This window comes from Victivallaceae bacterium (genome assembly GCA_036659455.1).
Classification (GTDB): domain Bacteria; phylum Chlamydiota; class Chlamydiia; order Chlamydiales; family Chlamydiaceae; genus JAVXCN01.
The window spans coordinates 760,307-777,504 of record JAVXCN010000001.1; the positions used below are offsets into that span (position 1 = coordinate 760,307).

General features: G+C 39.5%; 14 protein-coding genes. 1 reads left to right on the plus strand and 13 read right to left on the minus strand.

All coding sequences use genetic code 11. The annotated features are described in order from the left end of the window. Positions 1 to 61: 61 nt before the first annotated feature. The 9 genes from RSA43_03600 to thrS all read right to left on the minus strand — a co-directional run bounded on the left by RSA43_03600 (position 62) and on the right by thrS (position 12,034). Positions 62 to 1,732, minus strand: coding sequence for a hypothetical protein (locus RSA43_03600; protein MEG2496364.1), 1,671 nt, complete (start codon positions 1,730 to 1,732; stop codon positions 62 to 64). Then, positions 1,725 to 3,560 carry a PP2C family protein-serine/threonine phosphatase gene (locus RSA43_03605; GenBank protein ID MEG2496365.1) on the minus strand — a complete coding sequence of 612 codons (1,836 nt, stop codon included), beginning with the start codon at positions 3,558 to 3,560 and terminating at the stop codon, positions 1,725 to 1,727. Before RSA43_03605 ends, RSA43_03600 begins: the two co-directional genes overlap by 8 nt. A gap of 48 nt (positions 3,561 to 3,608) precedes the next feature. Then, a complete protein-coding gene (gene eno, locus RSA43_03610; protein ID MEG2496366.1) occupies positions 3,609 to 4,898 on the minus strand; it encodes a phosphopyruvate hydratase in 1,290 nt (429 codons plus the stop codon). Next, on the minus strand, positions 4,895 to 6,907 hold the full coding sequence (gene uvrB / locus RSA43_03615) for an excinuclease ABC subunit UvrB (GenBank protein ID MEG2496367.1): 2,013 nt from the start codon (positions 6,905 to 6,907) through the stop codon (positions 4,895 to 4,897). The genes eno and uvrB overlap by 4 nt, the downstream gene beginning before the upstream one ends. 12 nt (positions 6,908 to 6,919) lie before the next feature. After that, complete coding sequence (gene trpS / locus RSA43_03620) at positions 6,920 to 7,933, minus strand: tryptophan--tRNA ligase (GenBank protein ID MEG2496368.1); 1,014 nt, start codon at positions 7,931 to 7,933, stop codon at positions 6,920 to 6,922. An 83-nt stretch (positions 7,934 to 8,016) separates the two neighbouring features. Next, complete coding sequence (locus RSA43_03625; GenBank protein MEG2496369.1) at positions 8,017 to 8,583, minus strand: DUF5414 family protein; 567 nt, start codon at positions 8,581 to 8,583, stop codon at positions 8,017 to 8,019. 1 nt (position 8,584) lies between these two features. Then, positions 8,585 to 9,346: a CT583 family protein gene (locus tag RSA43_03630; GenBank protein ID MEG2496370.1), complete on the minus strand. Its 762-nt coding sequence runs from the start codon at positions 9,344 to 9,346 to the stop codon at positions 8,585 to 8,587. Positions 9,347 to 9,348: 2 nt separating this feature from the next. Next, positions 9,349 to 10,107, minus strand: coding sequence for a ParA family protein (locus RSA43_03635; protein MEG2496371.1), 759 nt, complete (start codon positions 10,105 to 10,107; stop codon positions 9,349 to 9,351). A gap of 22 nt (positions 10,108 to 10,129) precedes the next feature. Further along, positions 10,130 to 12,034, minus strand: coding sequence for a threonine--tRNA ligase (gene thrS, locus RSA43_03640; protein MEG2496372.1), 1,905 nt, complete (start codon positions 12,032 to 12,034; stop codon positions 10,130 to 10,132). A gap of 172 nt (positions 12,035 to 12,206) precedes the next feature. On the opposite strand from thrS, the gene RSA43_03645 reads away from it, so the two are divergent. Beyond that, the gene (locus RSA43_03645) at positions 12,207 to 13,166 is read left to right on the plus strand and encodes a DMT family transporter (protein MEG2496373.1); all 960 of its coding nucleotides are present in this window, start codon (positions 12,207 to 12,209) and stop codon (positions 13,164 to 13,166) included. Between the two features lie 80 nt (positions 13,167 to 13,246). On the opposite strand, the gene sctE is transcribed toward RSA43_03645, so the two are convergent. Genes sctE through RSA43_03665 form a run of 4 tightly spaced genes read right to left on the minus strand, consistent with a single transcriptional unit; the run spans position 13,247 to position 17,140 of the window. After that, positions 13,247 to 14,572 (minus strand): type III secretion system translocon subunit SctE, encoded by a 1,326-nt coding sequence (gene sctE / locus RSA43_03650; GenBank protein ID MEG2496374.1) that lies wholly within the window; start codon positions 14,570 to 14,572, stop codon positions 13,247 to 13,249. Between the two features lie 36 nt (positions 14,573 to 14,608). After that, positions 14,609 to 16,018: a secretion system protein gene (locus RSA43_03655; protein MEG2496375.1), complete on the minus strand. Its 1,410-nt coding sequence runs from the start codon at positions 16,016 to 16,018 to the stop codon at positions 14,609 to 14,611. A 32-nt stretch (positions 16,019 to 16,050) separates the two neighbouring features. Next, positions 16,051 to 16,392, minus strand: coding sequence for a hypothetical protein (locus RSA43_03660; GenBank protein MEG2496376.1), 342 nt, complete (start codon positions 16,390 to 16,392; stop codon positions 16,051 to 16,053). Between the two features lie 28 nt (positions 16,393 to 16,420). Next, positions 16,421 to 17,140, minus strand: coding sequence for a SycD/LcrH family type III secretion system chaperone (locus RSA43_03665; protein ID MEG2496377.1), 720 nt, complete (start codon positions 17,138 to 17,140; stop codon positions 16,421 to 16,423). Between the last annotated feature and the right edge of the window lie 58 nt (positions 17,141 to 17,198).

The window sequence follows — 17,198 nt, forward strand, 5'->3', positions numbered from 1 at the left end:
TGCGTATATAGCGATATTCCATAGTTATTTGCTTTTAGCAGGAATGTCGTTTTAATGTAAATTAGAGGAGCTCAATAAGAATAACGGTTTGTTTTTGAGCACAAGTATGAATTTCCCTAAGAAGAGAGTCTAAAGAGAGCTTGTGGTCTATGATCGATTCTTCGTTGAAATCAGGCATTTTTAAAAAAATAAAAAATCGAGAAGTTGAGGTACATAAAACGGCCGTATTTTCATGTACGATACGAACGTTATTTTCCGTAATATGCAAAACGAAATATGAGGGATTCTTCGACAGAAATTTAAAATTTTTTTGAATCGGATCGTATTCGAATATGCAAAACGACGGCGGAATAATACCGAGTTCATTTATTTTAAAAGATAAAAGTTCATAAATTGCGGTTACGGATTTTATCGCTATTACGTATGTCAAAAATAAACTTCTTACGGAGACCGCGTATAAACAAGAGGCGAGACCGTAGTTGTCGAACAATCCTACCATTCCGATGCAACAGCGGTTGTCGTTTTCTGCCGATGCCAAAAAAACCATCTCGGAATGAGAGTCCCGATTATCAAGAATCTTTATTTTTATTGTCGTTGAAGTTTGTTCTCTGAGGAGCAATTGATCTTGAATACTTTTAATCAATACCGTTTCTTTTTGAACTCTTTGTTTACAAAGCGTTTCCTGTTCGGATTCTTCTATTGAATTGAGTAATTGCAAAAGGGTGGAATTAAAAATACGACCTAGACGATTGAACTCGTATCCGAAACGTTGAACATGAAAACGAACATTGTAATCTCCGTTTTGTATGGCATTCATACAATCGGATAAATGGCAAAGAGGGATGTTCAGACGACGGGACAGTCTTTTGAGGAAAAAAATAATGATCATCAAACTTATCGGAAAAGTTAACAACGTCCACAAAGGGATTCTCAAAGCCGTTGTAATAAAAGAAGTTTTAGAAGCAAAAGTGAGAGTGTAGGCGTTTTTTAAACGCGTATTTTTTGCAAGAATACCTAATTGATTCTCATTGTGTAAAAGAAAGGAGAAGATATCGATATTTTTTTGTTTGGAGAAATTATCGAAGTTAATCCTTTCTTTTCCGAAGATTTCTTTTGAGCCGACCAGAGGAATTCCGTTCTCATCGGTTAGGATGAGGTCAAAAAATCTGTCCTGAGGGAAAGACAGTAGTTCCTGTCTCAAATTATTTAAATTCTTAAAACCTAATAAATAACCGGATAATCCGTCCGTAACGGCAGGTTTAATATAATCTACGGTTAGAAGATAATGAAGATTTACGGAAGAGTTTATAGGAATCGTTATTAAAGATGACATCTTCGTATATTCATCGATGTTCGCTGTGATTCTCGTTTCTTCCTCAATAAATTTTATAAAAGGATCAGCGGTGTCTTTAGCAATGAGTCTACCGTCGGAAGAAATAATAGCCAGATCCGTTAAATTTTCGGATAAGGAAAGATTAGGAAATTCCCTTAACGTGTTTTTATAAAACCCTAAAGCATCCGCTATCCGCATCAAATATAATTTATCCAGATAGATTGTTTTTTCTAATTTCAGGTTGAATTCATCGGAGGCTTCTTGCAGACGATGAGAGAGAATTTTGTTTTGGGTACGAACGGTAAGATAGGAAATCAGAAAGAAGTCGATGATAAACGGAATCGGAAAAACAATTAAGCAAATAAAGAGTATGCGTGACGTTAGAGAATTTTTATTCATATTGGTCTTTTAGCTTTATGACAAGAAGAGTTATATCGTCATGTTGTTGTTGTCCCTGTACAAAGGTCTTAATTTCATTCATTATGTATGCCGATGTTTCTTCGCTATTCATATTTCGAGTGCATTCGATCGTTTTAAGGAGTCTTTCTTCTCCGAAAAGTTCATATTGCTTATTGTGCGCTTCCGTAATACCGTCTGAATAAAAAACGAGTTTGTCTTCGTCTTCTAAAATTATTTCATTACAGGCAATGATTTGGATATCAGGTAAGAAACCTAAAGCTGTTCCCATATGTTTTAGTAAAACCGGAGATCCGGTTTTTTTTAATAGAATAGCAGGAACATGACCGCAGGAATAGTAGGACAAAATACCGGTTTTACGGTTGTATTTGTTCAAAGATGCGGTGACGAACATCCCGGATTCCGTAGTATCCGAATGAAATAGTTTAGCGGCTTCGATAACTGTCGTTTCAAGAGAGGATGTTTCTTGGAGTAATGTTTGTAACATTATTTTTAATTCCAGAGAGTAACAACAAGCTGAGACGCCTTTATCGGCAGCATCTGCAACAACGATAAATAGATTTTCTTCTCGAAGGTCAGTAAAAAGATCATAAAAATCACCTCCTACGGATAAAGCAGGGATATAGATTTTAGATATTTCAAGTTCCGGAATGGGAAGGAACGATGAGGTTAAAAGAGTCTCTTGAGCCTTTTTTCCCAAATCAAGTTCCAATAAGGCTTCATTTTTTTCTTTTTGTGCGGTTTCCGTAATGATTTGTTTGGCCAGGAAAGTTTTCAGCATTTTATTGAAAATGTATCCCAGATGATTAATTTCAAATCCATAACGAGAAGGTTTATAAATATTTTGAGAAGATCCTTTTCCTGCTTGGATCATAGTGAATGATAATCGTAATAGCGGATTGGATAAACGCTTGGTTAAGAAATATCCTAAAAGGAGAGAGGGAATGATCAGCAATAAACATGTAAGATTCGAAAAGAATATTTTTTTGCATTTCGAAAAAATATTCGAATAATTCTGATAACTGATAACGATTAGATGCAATTCGGGAACTTCATCTTCAAAACACAGAAAAGTTTTTTTGTTGATATTTTCCTTAAAAAAATTGTTTTTTTCTCGGCTTATTCCGATCAATTTTTTCTTAATAATAGAGATGTCATTATCCGTGATATAAGATGAGGCGATAGCAAGCTCGGTATTGGTGAAAAACAATAAGGTTCCTACATAGGAAGAATGAGTTAAGATCGGATCGAGAATGGATTCGGCATCATGAGTAGCGTATAAGATTCCTATGAGTGTTTTCGTTTCCGGATGATAGATATTGGCCTCTGTTACGATTAAAAAGCGATGAGGATTGTCTTCGGATGGCGCTATTGAAATAAGAATCGGAATGTCTGGGGTGATGGCAAGCCGCGAATTATAGTTTGCTCCTTCATTGGCCGTTATTCCGGAAGCTACGACAATTTTCTCTGTCGACGATATGGGTAAGACTAAAGTAATTTCACGGAACCCATCGGAAAAAAACTCTTTGAGTTTGCGACCTAAATCAGGATCGATTGTTTTAGGGAATTCCGTCTCGAGATTCAATGCTTGGATAATAAAATTAACGGCGCTTTGATTTAACGGAAGACTTTCTCTAATCAATTCCGTCTTAAACAGGGTATCTTGTCTAAGGTTATTTTTTGCCAGCGTTAGAGCAGACGTACGAAGATCATACTCAGTAAAAGCTGTATGGATTGTCAAAGGAACAACGACGATTACCGAAGATATCAGCCATAATCGAAACCCTATGGTTTGTATGAAAGAAAGCATGCTTTAAAGTACGCCGGTAAGTAAATTTGATACCGTTAAGGTCTGACTTTATCTTAAAGCAAATCGATTCGAATCTTTAAAATTACCTTTGTAGCCCAGTTCATTTTCAATAGTCGACAATCGGTTATATTTGGCTACTCTTTCGGATCGTGATAACGATCCTGTTTTAATTTGGCCGCAATTGAATGCGACGGCAAGATCCGCAATAGTAGTATCTTCGGTTTCTCCCGAGCGATGAGAAACGATTGTAGCATAACCGTTGGTTTGAGCTAACTTAATGGCAGCCGCAGTTTCCGAAAGAGTCCCGATCTGATTGACTTTGATTAAAACCGCATTTGCGATACCTTCTTCGATACCTTCTTGGATGATTCTAGGATTGGTTACAAAGAAATCATCTCCGACCAGTTGAACTTTACTGCCTAATTTATCAGTCAGCGAGATCCATCCTTCCTTGTCGGTTTCGGATAAACCGTCTTCTATGGAATCTATAGGAAATCGAGTACATAACTCTATCAGACGATTAATTTCTTCTTCCGTCGATCGGTTATCGGTTCCGTAAGTATGATTAGCGTTATAATAAGAAGAGGCCGCGCAGTCGAGAGCCAGAGATATCTGTTCTCCGGGAACAAAACCTGCTTTTTCAATGGCTTCCATTAAAATTTCAAGAGCGGCCTGATTTGAACCGAGATGAGGAGCGAATCCCCCTTCATCTCCGACGGATATTGATAAATTTTTACTTTTTAACAGTTTCTTAAGAGTATGAAACACGGAAGCTCCCATAATAAGAGCTTCACCGAATGTATGTGCTCCGATAGGACGAATCATAAATTCCTGAAATTCCAAACCGTTATCGGCATGCACTCCTCCGTTAATTAAATTCATCATCGGACAAGGCAGTGTCATCCCAAAAGTACCTCCTATGTATCTATACAACGGCATATTTCCGGCTTTTGCGGCAGCATGAGCAACGGCAAGAGATACTCCGAGAATGGCATTTGCTCCCAAGTTCATTTTATTTTCGGATCCGTCGCAATCGCACATCATTTTATCGATTAAGATTTGGTCAAAGACATTGACGCCTATAAGGAGTCTGGACAACGTCGTGTTGACGTTGTGAACGGCCGATAAAACACCCATCCCTTGGAGTCTAGAAGAGTCGCCGTCCCTTAACTCCAATGCCTCTTTGGCTCCCGTAGAAGCTCCCGATGGGACGAATGCTTCTCCTTGAAAACCGTTCTCTGTGGTGATTTTTACGGCAACGGTCGGGTTTCCTCTTGAATCTAAAATTTCATTTCCTTCAATCATTACGATTGCTTCTTCTAACATGGATAACCTCATGATTTTCTTCGGAGTTGCTCGGCTTTGTATTTATCAAGTAAATTTCGATAATCGGTAGCTTCTTGGAATCGATATTCTTTAGCGGCCCTTTTCATCAAGTTATCGTATTTTTTAATACGAAGTGTCAATTCTTTTAAAGTTAACTTATCCGGAGGGGCCATTTCTTCTTGACAAGCCGGTCTTTTATTACGGTTATGTCGGTGTGATTTGGCAATGCCGTTGCTAGGTAAAAGTTCCGGATGAATATCTTTAATTACCGTTTTGGGAGTGATATCGTATTTTGAATTATAAGCCAATTGGAGTATGCGTCTTCTTTCCGTTTCTTCAACAGTCTTTTGCATGGAAGCCGTTATTCCATCGGCGTACATGATGACCGTGCCTTCGATATTTCTGGCAGCCCTACCGCAAATTTGAATGAGCGAAGAAGAACTTCGTAAAAATCCTTCCTTATCAGCATCTAAAATTGCAACCAGAGATACTTCGGGAAGATCTAAGCCTTCTCGAAGTAAATTGACTCCGATTAATACGTTAAAAACACCACTTCTTAGCTCGGAAAGAATGCGCGTTCGTTCGGGGATATTAATGTCGGAATGTAAATAACGAGCTTTGATGCCTATTTTTTCCAGGAAAGCGGCAATCTCTTCAGCTAATTTTTTTGTTAATGAGATAATAAGAATCCGTTCGTTTTTGTTACTTCGTTTACGTATTTCTTCAACGATATCGTTCATTTGTCCGCTTGCGGGACGAATTTCGATTAAGGGATCCGGAATTCCCATAGGACGAATGACTTGTTCAATAACTTTATGTTCGACTTCATGTAGTTCGTTGTTACCGGGAGTAGCGGAGACATAAATAACTTGCCTGAAAAATCGATAGGCTTCTTCAAATTTCAAGGGCCTGTTATCGAAAGCTGATGGTAACCGAAATCCGAAATTAACCAAAGTTTCCTTACGGGCTCTATCACCGTGGTACATAGCTCGCATTTGAGGTAATGTTTGATGGGATTCATCGATAATCAGTAGATAGTCTTCCGGAAAATAATCCAATAAGCATTTCGGAGGCATTCCGGGAGGGGAATTTGAAAAATGACGAGAATAGTTTTCTATGCCTTTACAGAATCCGATTTCTTTAATCATTTCCATATCATATCGAGTTCTGTTAAACAATCGTTCCCGTTCAAGAGGACGATCCTTAAAAGTAGAAAGATGTTCTTGTAATTCCGCTTCTATGGATTCTATGGCTCTAAGTCGGACGTCTTCCGATGATACATAATGAGAGCCCGGATAAATCGTGATCTCGTCCAAAGCGGAAAACGTTGAACCATGATTAGGATCGAAGGTTAAAATTTGCTTTAAAACGACATCTTTAAACTCTAGCCTAACGGCGAAATTACTTTCGTAAGCCGGAAAAATGTCTATTACGTGACCCCGTATTCTGAAAGAACCTCTGAAAAGATGGCTCTCAACTGCAGCATAATGCATTTGTAATAGCTGTAACGCCACATGATCTTTGGAATAGATTTCCGCCGCGCGTAAATTCAGCGTCATATTCAAATAATTTTCGGGAGAACCTATACCATAAATACATGACACTGAAGCAATAACGATAACGTCCCTACGTTCCGCTAAGGAGCGTGTCGCCGATAATCTGAGTTTATCGATTTCGTCGTTAATCAATAAACTCTTTTCTATGTAAGTGTCCGTACGAGCTATATAGGCTTCGGGCTGATAATAATCGTAATAGGAAACAAAATACTCTATGGCATTATCGGGAAAAAAACTATGAAACTCTTGATAAAGTTGTGCGGCCAACGTCTTGTTATGTGCAATGATTAAAGCCGGACGATTTAATTCCTGAATGACGTTGGCGATCGTGAAAGTTTTTCCGGAACCCGTGATTCCCTGTAAAACCTGGGATCGCCGACCCGATCGAATGCCTTGAATCAATTGCTCAATAGCTTGCGGCTGATCTCCGCAAGGTCGGAAGGAAGCATTTAATCGAAATGTCATAGCCGTGAAAGCCTAAAAAAAGTTTAACCCCATAGCATCTCGTACATCTCGTAACGTTTGAGCAGCAATAGGTTCCACTTGTTCAGAGCCCTTTTTAAGAATTTGAGTCAGTCGATCAGGTTGATTGGCAAAAAATTGTCGTCGTTCTCTGAAAGGTTCTAAGAAATCATTAATTACCTCGGCTAAACGATTTTTGATTTCCGCATCTCCTATTTTTCCTTCTCTATAGCGAGCTTTGAATGAGGCGACTTCATCTTTGTTAGGATTAAATTCATCGTGATACATAAAGACGGGGTTATTTTCCACATTACCCGGAGTCGTTGCATGAATCCTATTCGGATCGGTATACATCATTTTAACTTTATGTCTCACAGAGGCGGCATCATCCGAAATATAAATTGTATTATTGGCGGACTTACTCATTTTTCCTGCTCCATCAGTACCGACTAAAGTACTTCCGTTATCGGTAACGGTAAACGGCTCGGGAAACACGTCTCCGTATAAACCGTTGAATTTTTTAGCTATATCTCTCGCAAATTCGATATGCGGGACATTATCTTTTCCTACGGGAACGATATTTGCCTTGGTTAAAAGAATATCGGCTGCTTGTAGGATGGGATAGCCTATCAGACCGCAAGACATGCTTGATTCATCAATCGTGGCGTTTCTAGCCATTTCTTTTAGACTAGGGATACCGTAAACACGATTTAAAGAAGTAAGCATGGATAATATGAGTTGTAATTCATAAATCTGAGGAACGGTAGATTGCAAGTAAACCACCGATTGCTCAGGATCTATGCCTAAACATAGCCAGTCTAGGAGAACTTCTTTAATATGCTCTTTGATTTGAATAGTCTGATCTTTGGATGTTTTCGTTGTTAAAACATGTAAATCGGCTATTAAAAAAAAACAACTATATTGAGGATCGGCTTGAAATTTCAACCGATCCTTAATGGAGCCGACCCAGTGTCCCACGTGTAATTTGCCGGTGGGACGATCCCCGGTTAAAACGCGCTTTTTATTCATTATTTACTCATTTTCATAATATTACATCCGGAAATGCAATATAAATTATTATGCCGTTTTATGTTTTTTTAAAGAAAAAAACCTTATTCCTCCGATATATTTAAATTGGTCAAAAGGAGATCAAGGTAATTTTTTAAAGATAAAAGATCGTCTTTAATTTCGATGAGATTCTTTTCTCCGGTAGGATTTTTTTGAGCTTCCAATAATCTCGATAGAAAATGTCGAGTTAAATGACAGGTGTTTTGAATGTCTCCCATGATGAGGAATTCCGTCCCGTCAACTCGAGCCAATCTATTCATGAACACGCAACGTTCTTGTTGAACCAGCATATCGGAAGTAATGAAATTCATAAATTCGCCTCTTTCATGAATATCTTTAGCTACCCTAATGGGAATCATAAAATCGGAAATTAAGGATTGAGCATTCCTTTTTTGATGATCCGTAAGATCTGTTTTCATTAATTTTCCGTTAATCAGCAGTTCGAAGAAAAAGTTAGCAAGATCTTCATTTCCGTTTGTGCAGTTAAAAATAACATTCTGTATTTCTCTAAAGGTTGTATAACCCGTTTTAGTGGCAAATATTCTTTTTAAATTACCTTCGATAATTAGAAATAAACTATCTTGTAAAGCGTCTTCTTGGGACTGAGCCATGTCAATTCTCCGTTATTTTATTCTTTATGATTGCAAATTTTTCCAGTAAATCTTTCAATTTGAAAATCTTTTCTTCGGTCAGTTTAGAATCCGGAGCATAATCTTTCAATATATTGTAAGCCCTATCCAGAAAGGTAATGGCAGTTTCTATAGCCGGTTTTCGCCTTCCGTCAGTGAATTCGAGAGGGAAGGTTTGTCTTATGATGGCTAAAACCGCATTCTTCGTTTCACCGTGATAATTATTGATAATTTCCTGTTTTTTATCTTCATCGCCTTGACGAGACGCAAGTACGTAGACCGCTTGTCTGGGCATCTTTTCTAAAGCAGGTCTTAAATGAAGAGGAGTTTTTGAATAAAATTCATAATAAACCAAAAAATTATACGGAGTTTGACGATTGCCATAGGCGAGCATTAACCACGCTGAAAAAGCTCCGTCCTTATATTTTTTCAAAATTTCTTTAGCTTTTTTAATCCGCTCCCCGTGAAGAATAACGGATTGATGATGGATCGTTTTAATCTCGGAAGAAAGAGAGGCTAAGGAATTAAGATCTTGAAGACACCCTTCCGGATTTGAGTCTTCGTATTCATAATCGGTTAAAAGAGTTTGCAGCTTATTGAATTCATCTTCTTTAAGAGGACGAACCTCAAAAAGTCCCGTGAAAGAATTAAGATGTCCTTCAGAGCTCTTTTGAGCCATAACCTCAATTTTTTCGGAATGAGATTTTTTAAATCTTTTTTCTAGAAGTGCGGAAAGCTTAACCATAATTAAAAATGCGATAAAAGTTCGTCCGTAAGTTCCAAATAATCTTCGGCGGCTCTGGTAGAGGGGGAAGTTTTAAAAATCGGTTTCCCGTGAATCGCCGCTTCAGAAATGGAAATATCCCGTCGAATCTTACTGTTGAGTAATTTGCCCGGAAAAGTTCTTTGAATCAGATGCTTGAAAGCTTCATTATTTTTGCCTCTTTGATTCCAAAAAGAAAGAGTAACCCCTAGAACGGAGAGAGGGTGCCTGGCTGCAATACTCTGAATAAATACGGATAGTCGTTCCAAGCCTTTAACGCTATAAAATTCCGGTGTAGCACAGATTAAGGTATAATGAGCAGCTATCAATGCCGATTCCGTTAACCAACAAAGAGAGGGCGGAGTATCTATAAAAATGAAATCATACTTTGAATTTAGGGGAGTCAAAACATGCTTGAGACGTTCATGGGAATAACGATCGCCGGCCAAATTACCCGTAATTTCGACTCTCTCCAACCACGTGTCCCCTGGGATAAGATCCAAATTTTCATATTCCGTACGTAAAATCACTTCTTCAATGGTTTTCTCGCCTTGAAGTACTGATGACAGACTGTCGTACCCGTCAGGGTCCAATCCCAATCCGGAAGTTAAATTTGCCTGAGCATCAAAATCGATCAAAAGCACCCTGGAACCATGAAAGCCTGATAAAGCGGCTCCAAGATGAAGTGTTGTCGACGTTTTTGCCGTGCCGCCTTTAAAACTGCTGATGGCTATTATTTTCATAAAGGCACTTATTACTTTTCTTTTAGAGAAAAGGAGTTAAACTTAAGGACTCTTTTTCTTCAAGAATTGCTTTTAAAAAGGCATCGAAAGACATGCTTTTTACGTCACCCGTATCTCTGACTCTCACCGTTACGAATTGTTGATCCATTTCCTTGTCTCCGACCGTTAACATATAGTTAACCTGCATGTTTTGAGCATTACGAATCTTTTTTCCTACCGATTCGGCAGAAGAATCGACCGAGGCTACGAATCCGGCACTTAATAATTTTCGATATAAATCTTGAGCAAACGGTTCGTGCCGATCGGCTACCGTTAAGATTCTTATTTGTTCGGGACTTATCCATAAAGGAAATTTACCTTTAAAGTGTTCAATGAGAATGCCTAGAAATCTTTCGATAGAACCGAACAAAGCCCTATGGAGCATAACCGGAACTTTTTTGGAACCGTCGGAAGCAGTGTATTCCAATTGAAATCTCTCCGGTAGGAACATGTCTAATTGGATGGTGCCGCACTGCCAGGTTCTTTCTAGGGCATCTTTGACGTGTAGATCGATTTTCGGGCCGTAAAATGCTCCCTCGCCCTTACTGATCTTAAACGGTTCGCCGCAAGCTATAAGAGCTTGTTCAAGGGAAATCGTTGCCTGTTCCCAAAATTCCGGATCACCGATCGTATCTTGATCCGGTTTTGTCGAAAGTTCCAGATGATAGGTCAATCCGAACGTACCGTAAAGTGTATTGACCAGATCTAAAATGCGAAGAGTTTCCGTTTCTATTTGCTCCTGAAAAATGAACAAATGTGCGTCATCCTGATGAAAACTTCTGACTCGCATTAACCCGGATAACGCTCCGGAAGCTTCTTGTCGGTGTACGTGACCGATTTCAGCAATTTTTAACGGAAAGTCCCTATAGCTACGAGTTTGGGTTTTGTAATATAGCATACAGCCTGGGCAATTCATCGGTTTCAGAGCATAGTCCTTTTCATCTATTTCCAGGGTATACATGTTTTGTTTATAGTTTTCCCAATGTCCGGAGATTTCCCAAAGTTCTCGAGACATGAGCTGGGGAGTTAAAATTTCAACGTAGCCATCTTTAAGGTGGAGTTTTTTCCAAAAGCCGATCAGAGCATTCCACATAACCATGCCTCTCGGATGTAAAAAGATCATACCGGGAGCACATTCTTGATGGGAGAACAAATGTAATTTGGGGCCTAGAATCTTATGATCTCGTTGTTTAGCCTCTTCAATACGAGCTAAATAATCATCCAACTCTTTTTTGGAAGGGAAAGAAATTCCGTAAATACGTGTTAACATCGGATTTTTGGGATTTCCTCGCCAATAAGCGCCCGAGGTCTTTAAAATTTTAAAGGCCTTAATTTGCCCGGTTTGCTTGAGATGAGGACCTCGACATAGGTCGGAAAATTCTCCTTGACTATACAAAGTGATTGATGATTCTTCAGGTAAATCGGCAATGATTTGTTGCTTGAAATCATTGTTTGAAAAATGAGAAAAAGCCTGTTCCTTGTTTAAAAATACATTCTTTTTAATGTGAAGATTTTCTTTGATGATATCGTTAGCAATCTTCTCTATTGTCAGTAAATCTTCTTCGTTAATGGTCAAATCGGCGAAATCGTAATAAAACCCTTGATCGATTGCCGGTCCGATAGTCGGTTTGGCTTCGGGATAAAGTCGTAGTACGGCTTGCGCCAAGACGTGCGCCGAACTGTGACGAAAGATATCGCATCCTTCGGGGTCTTCAAAAGTCAGGAATTTGATCTCATCTCCATCCTGAAGTTCTTGCGAAAAATCGCAAGGGATTCCATTGATTAAAACACCTACAAAATCATAATGCGGCCTAACGGACTGAGCTAAAACTTCCGCCGTAGTTTTGGAATCTAAAGAAATCTTGTCGTTTTCAAAAAATATATTCATTGTCATCATGCATTTGAGTTAATAATCTTTAATAGATGCTATTGAAACTCAGTTTTAGTGAAAAGTATTTAGTCGAGAGAACAAAAAATATTTTTTAACGGTTAAAGTTCATTTTTTAACGGTAACTGATTTTGTTAGGGTAAAAACGGAATATCTCATAAAATGTCTTTCTATGAGAATAGTGCTTGTCTTTGTTACTTTATTCATCTGGTCGTCTTCTTTCACTTTTAGTAAAAGTGCGCTTGAAGTTTCCTCTCCTTTATTTTTGACCGGAGTCAGAATGATAACGGCTGGAGGGCTTTTATGTATTCTTGGTTTGTCGTTTCGGAAAAAGGTATTTGCAGGGGTATCTCGTAAATCCTTGCCGAGTATTTTGGCTCTTTCGTTTACGGGTTTTTATTTGGCAAACGCATTGGAATTTTATGCCTTACCGTTTCTGAGTTCTTCAAAAGCCAGTTTTATTTTCGGATTATCGCCTTTCATCACGGCTTTAATGTCTTATTTGCAATTAAAAGAGCGTCTTTCCGTTCGCAAATGTTTAGGTATTGTCATAGGGATGATCGGATATGTTTTGTATTTGATTTACTCGAGACATTCCAACCCGCTTTTACCTGAAACAAAAAAACTGTTCATACCTGAATTTTTGTTGATAGGGGCTACTTTAATAGCCTGTTACGGATGGACGTTAATGCGGAAGATAGAAAAGGTCCATAACATCTCGCCATTAGGACTGAATGCGATTGCAATGATTATTTCGGGTATTATGAGCTTGATTCATTCGGGATTTTCGGAATCCTGGAATCCCATTCCCGTAACGAATTTGATGGTGTTTTTTAAAATGCTTCTCGCATTGTTAGTATTTTCGAACATCATCTGTTATAATCTTTACGGTTACTTGTTAAGAATCTTTTCTTCGACTTTTTTATCTTGTTGTGGGTTGATTATGCCCCTTTTTGCCGGGTTTTTCGGATGGGTTTTTTTAAAGGAAAAAATGGAACCGTCTCTTTTATTGGCAATAGCTTCGATGGCAGTCGGTTGTCGTCTGGTTTATTCGGAAGAGCTCAATATGGGTCATATCGTGAAAGGATCTTTTTATAAACGTGGATTCCGGGAATTGAAGGATCGGGTTTAGGATCAACTTTATCTTCATGAGTCCGGTGAAAAGAGCAAATTTTCCGTAATAGATAAAAATTTGCTCTTTTTCTTGAAACGCTAGCTGAAAATGGCAGCCGATGTTTGAGTCATGGAGTCGGCAACGTTTTGTATGGTTTGGAGAGCGTTTTGGACAGTGCTTTGCGCCTGATCGCCCATACTTTGTGCTTGACTCGCATATTTGTCCATTACGCTGGCCATCTGTTGCAACTCAGCCGATTGTGCTTCGGCAATACCTGCCTGTTTTTGGTGTGCGGCTACTTGAGATCCGTAAACCGAACCTACAATACCGTCGATACCTTGAGACAAAAGATTCATAACTTGAGCCACTTGCATGCTTTTTGCAAAAGTTTCTCCGGCGAACGCAGCTGCGCGTCCTCCTTGTTCTTTGAAAACGTTCATGCCTCTACTTAACTTATCTTTCCAAGACGGAGTGTTAATGGCATCGTCCAGGACTCCCGTTACATTTTCCCCCACTCTACCGGCTTGGGATCCCGTTTGACCTAATACTCCTGTTGTTCCTTGCGTAATTTCGGATGCGGAGCTGGCTGCTCGGGAAGTTGCTTGCTGAGTGGCTCCGGTTGTCGCGCCCGCAATATCATCCAAGGAACCGGAAACCCGACTGCCGACATTTGTTGCCGTAGTACTGGCCTGTGATGCAGCAGACCCCGCCGTTTCGGAAGTAAACGAAGCCGATTTTACTCCGGAAGCAGCTTTTGCTGCGGAAAAAATTCCCATCCCTGCAGATACGGCAAACGAAGCAATATTTGTAATACCGCTAATTAAGGATTGCGTAGCTTGTGCTTGAGTTGCAGCGGATTGATGCTCGGCTTGAGTTCGAATGGCCTGACCGATCTCAGGAGCCATTTGCACTTGGTTTTGAATGGCTTGGTTCTGTTGTTGAAAATCCATACTCCAAGATTTTGAACTGGCTTGAGCCATCAAAGTCATTACTAATCCAAGTAAAGCCAGAGTACCCATATTTTTTTTCAGAACTACACCGTTAACGCTGGCAGAAGGTTCCGGCAGGGAAGGAAGCTCATAAGCATTGGCTCGAGTACTTTGAGGACCTCGAATGGCTTGAGCGGTTGCCGTCTCCGTAGATCGTTGGATGTTGTCCTTGCCGGAAGCAGTCGATTTTTTTGAAGTTTTCGTTGTTTCCGTAGATGCGTCTTTTTTACTGGTTTTACCGACTTGTCCTTCGGAGATCATTTCCTCCATACCGGCTGCGGCTTGTTCCGTAAGTTGGTGCAAGGAAGTGGAATTTTTAGTATCGTGACCCTTACCGGTTCCTTGGGAACCTTCTTTTGCTGCGGCTAATTGTTGTTGAATGTTTTGAAGTTGTTGGGCTTCATTAGCTCCGGAACCGCTGACTCCTGATGTCATAGTGTATATCCTTATGTTTATAATTAACTTTTTAGTTTAAACGGCCGCAGCCAATCCTTGACCTATTGATCTATACGCTTTATTCATCTGTCCGAAAGTTTTTACGATTTGGTCTTGCATTTGAGATGTATCTCCGGTTTGTTTGGAGGCAATCTTACTGGCTTGTTGCCAGAACATCGTGAACATTTTCATCATTTCGGATTGAGCGGAAAGAGCACCCACTTCTTTTTGAATGTCTGCCAATTGATTTTGTGCTTCCGAAAGTTGTACCCCGAATATACCTTTTACAAGCTGAGGAACGGCAATAACGGTTCCGACTGCGAGTCCGACCCACTTGTTTCCTACGGCTTCAAATACTTTAGCTAATTTAGGAAAAGCTTCCTTAATCAAGGATTTGCCCATTTGGAATATTTTTGACATTTGCTTCATCAATGCTTTCACGACATTTTTGATGACTGCTTTTATCGTTGCTTTAACGCTTGCTTTGATACCTTCTTTAATGGCTTGTTTTACGGCTTCCACAACAGCTTGTTTTACGGCTTGGATAACGGCTTGCATTGTAACCTGACTGGCCGTCGTCGTTGCTACCGACGTTGCTGTCGCCGTAACGGCTGCTGCAGTTGCGGTTGCTGCTGCCGTGCCTCCTGCTGCTCCTGCTGCCGCTCCTGCTCCTGCTAAACCTATTAATCCGGCACCGCAGGTAAAGATAGCTGCTATGATGGAAATGACCGTTATTACTACCGATATGGCAATACAAACGGCATTAACGGTGTCCATAGTTTTAGAATCTTGTTGTTTGCCTTCCACCTCCTTCATTTTTTGGAATTCCGTACGTTGTTCTTCAATCGTAGCCTGAGAACTTGCCAGAGACGTTTTATTCATTTCTTGGGCTTGTTTATCGGTATCCGCATAGTTTTTGATAGCTTCGATTGTTGAATCCGTCAAACTGGAAAGAGCTTGTGCCAAAGCCATAGCAATTTCGGTGACTTCTTTTCTCGGAACGACTTTAGGCGCGGGCAGATTGGGCGTTTCGGAAATCATTGTTTCCGTTTTTTGACCGGCTGCTCCTTTAACGATAGCTTCGATTTCTTTCAAGGATATCGCCGATACGGAACTTAAGGATTCCATGGAGCTTGTTCCGGATAACCCTAAGGCTTTCATTTCTTTTCCCTTAGCAACGTTAGAAGCTTGAGGTTCCGATTCCATTTCAGTAACCTCAAAACCTTCGACCATTTTCCGTTCTTCGGATACCCCTCGAGAAGACTTGCTAACGCTTGCCGCATCGGCTTCCATAGAAGAAGTTTCTCCCGATTTGACTTTCTGCATTTGCTGCACTTCATTAGCGGAAAGCTTAGCATCGGGATTTATATTTGGAGTTGAAGACAAAACTTGTTGTCTAATCAAGGATGCTCCGTCCGAACTTGAAGAAGAAGATGATAAACCCATAAGATCCTTTTTAAATGGTTTTTTTTTATTTCTTAACGAAGATCTCTCGTGATCATTTGAGAAATATTATTTAAATGATCGGCTAAACACGTAAATTGTTTGGCGAAAGCCGCATCTTCTTTCGAATTTTTGAATACGCCTTTGAAAATATTATTATAGTCAATGCTATTCAACTGATGAGAAAGAAGAGACATCATTCCGGTAATGTCTTTTTCTGAAAAATTGTTCAAAATCGGAAAATGTTCGGAAAAAGTTTCTAAAACTCCTTGTGTTTCATTGATGAGTTGAGCTTCTACCGGTTGAGGTTTGGCTTTAACGGTTCTTCGTCTGGCTGCAACGGTTTTACTTTTTTTATCACGAGCTTGGTGTTTCATGGATTAAACTCCCTATGAATGGTTATGATTATTTTTTCTTGGATTTTCTCGATTTTTTATTTGATGTTGCGCTTGTTTTTTTGCCGGCACTTTTTTTAGTGGGGGAGGTTGCGGGTTTCGCACTCAGTTTTTTGCTTTTTAACATATTGTGAATCGCTTCCAACATAACCTGACAACGCTCTTTCAACATTTTATACTCAGGTTTATTTCCGCAGACTTTAAGTGTGATATCAATGAAGTCTTGGGCTTCTTCAGGTCGATCCGATTTTAAAAAAGTATCCGCGATGTAATAAGCAGGGATGGGATTGGTCGGATCGTTATCGAAGGCCAGGAAAAAACCGAATGCGGCTTCATCATACATTTTAAGTTGATGGAGACAGGAACTAAGACCCAACATATACTTATAAGAACCGGGTTTGGAGGCTGCCAGAACTTGGAAAAGACCAATGGCTTCGTAATACTTACCTTGAGAGTAGAAGCTGTAAGCCATCGTATAGATTTCTTCAAGAACGGTGTTAGAGAGCCCCAAGATGTCTTGCAGATTTTTTCCTTCAGCCAATTGACCCAAAATATTCGTAAGAGCTTGCTTGGTTTCTTCTTCACTGGGAAGAGGATAACCTTGATCGAAATCGCCCTCTTTAGATTTTTTATAAGCGGCGATTTCAGCCAGTTTACTACGTTGTTTTTTTCCGAAAGAAGCCGAGACTTTAGGTCCTTTGTTAGAAGGGTTTTGACCGGAGCTTGTCATGAAATTTCTCCAAAAAATATAAATTATTCAATATAGAAACAATTATATTTATATTTTT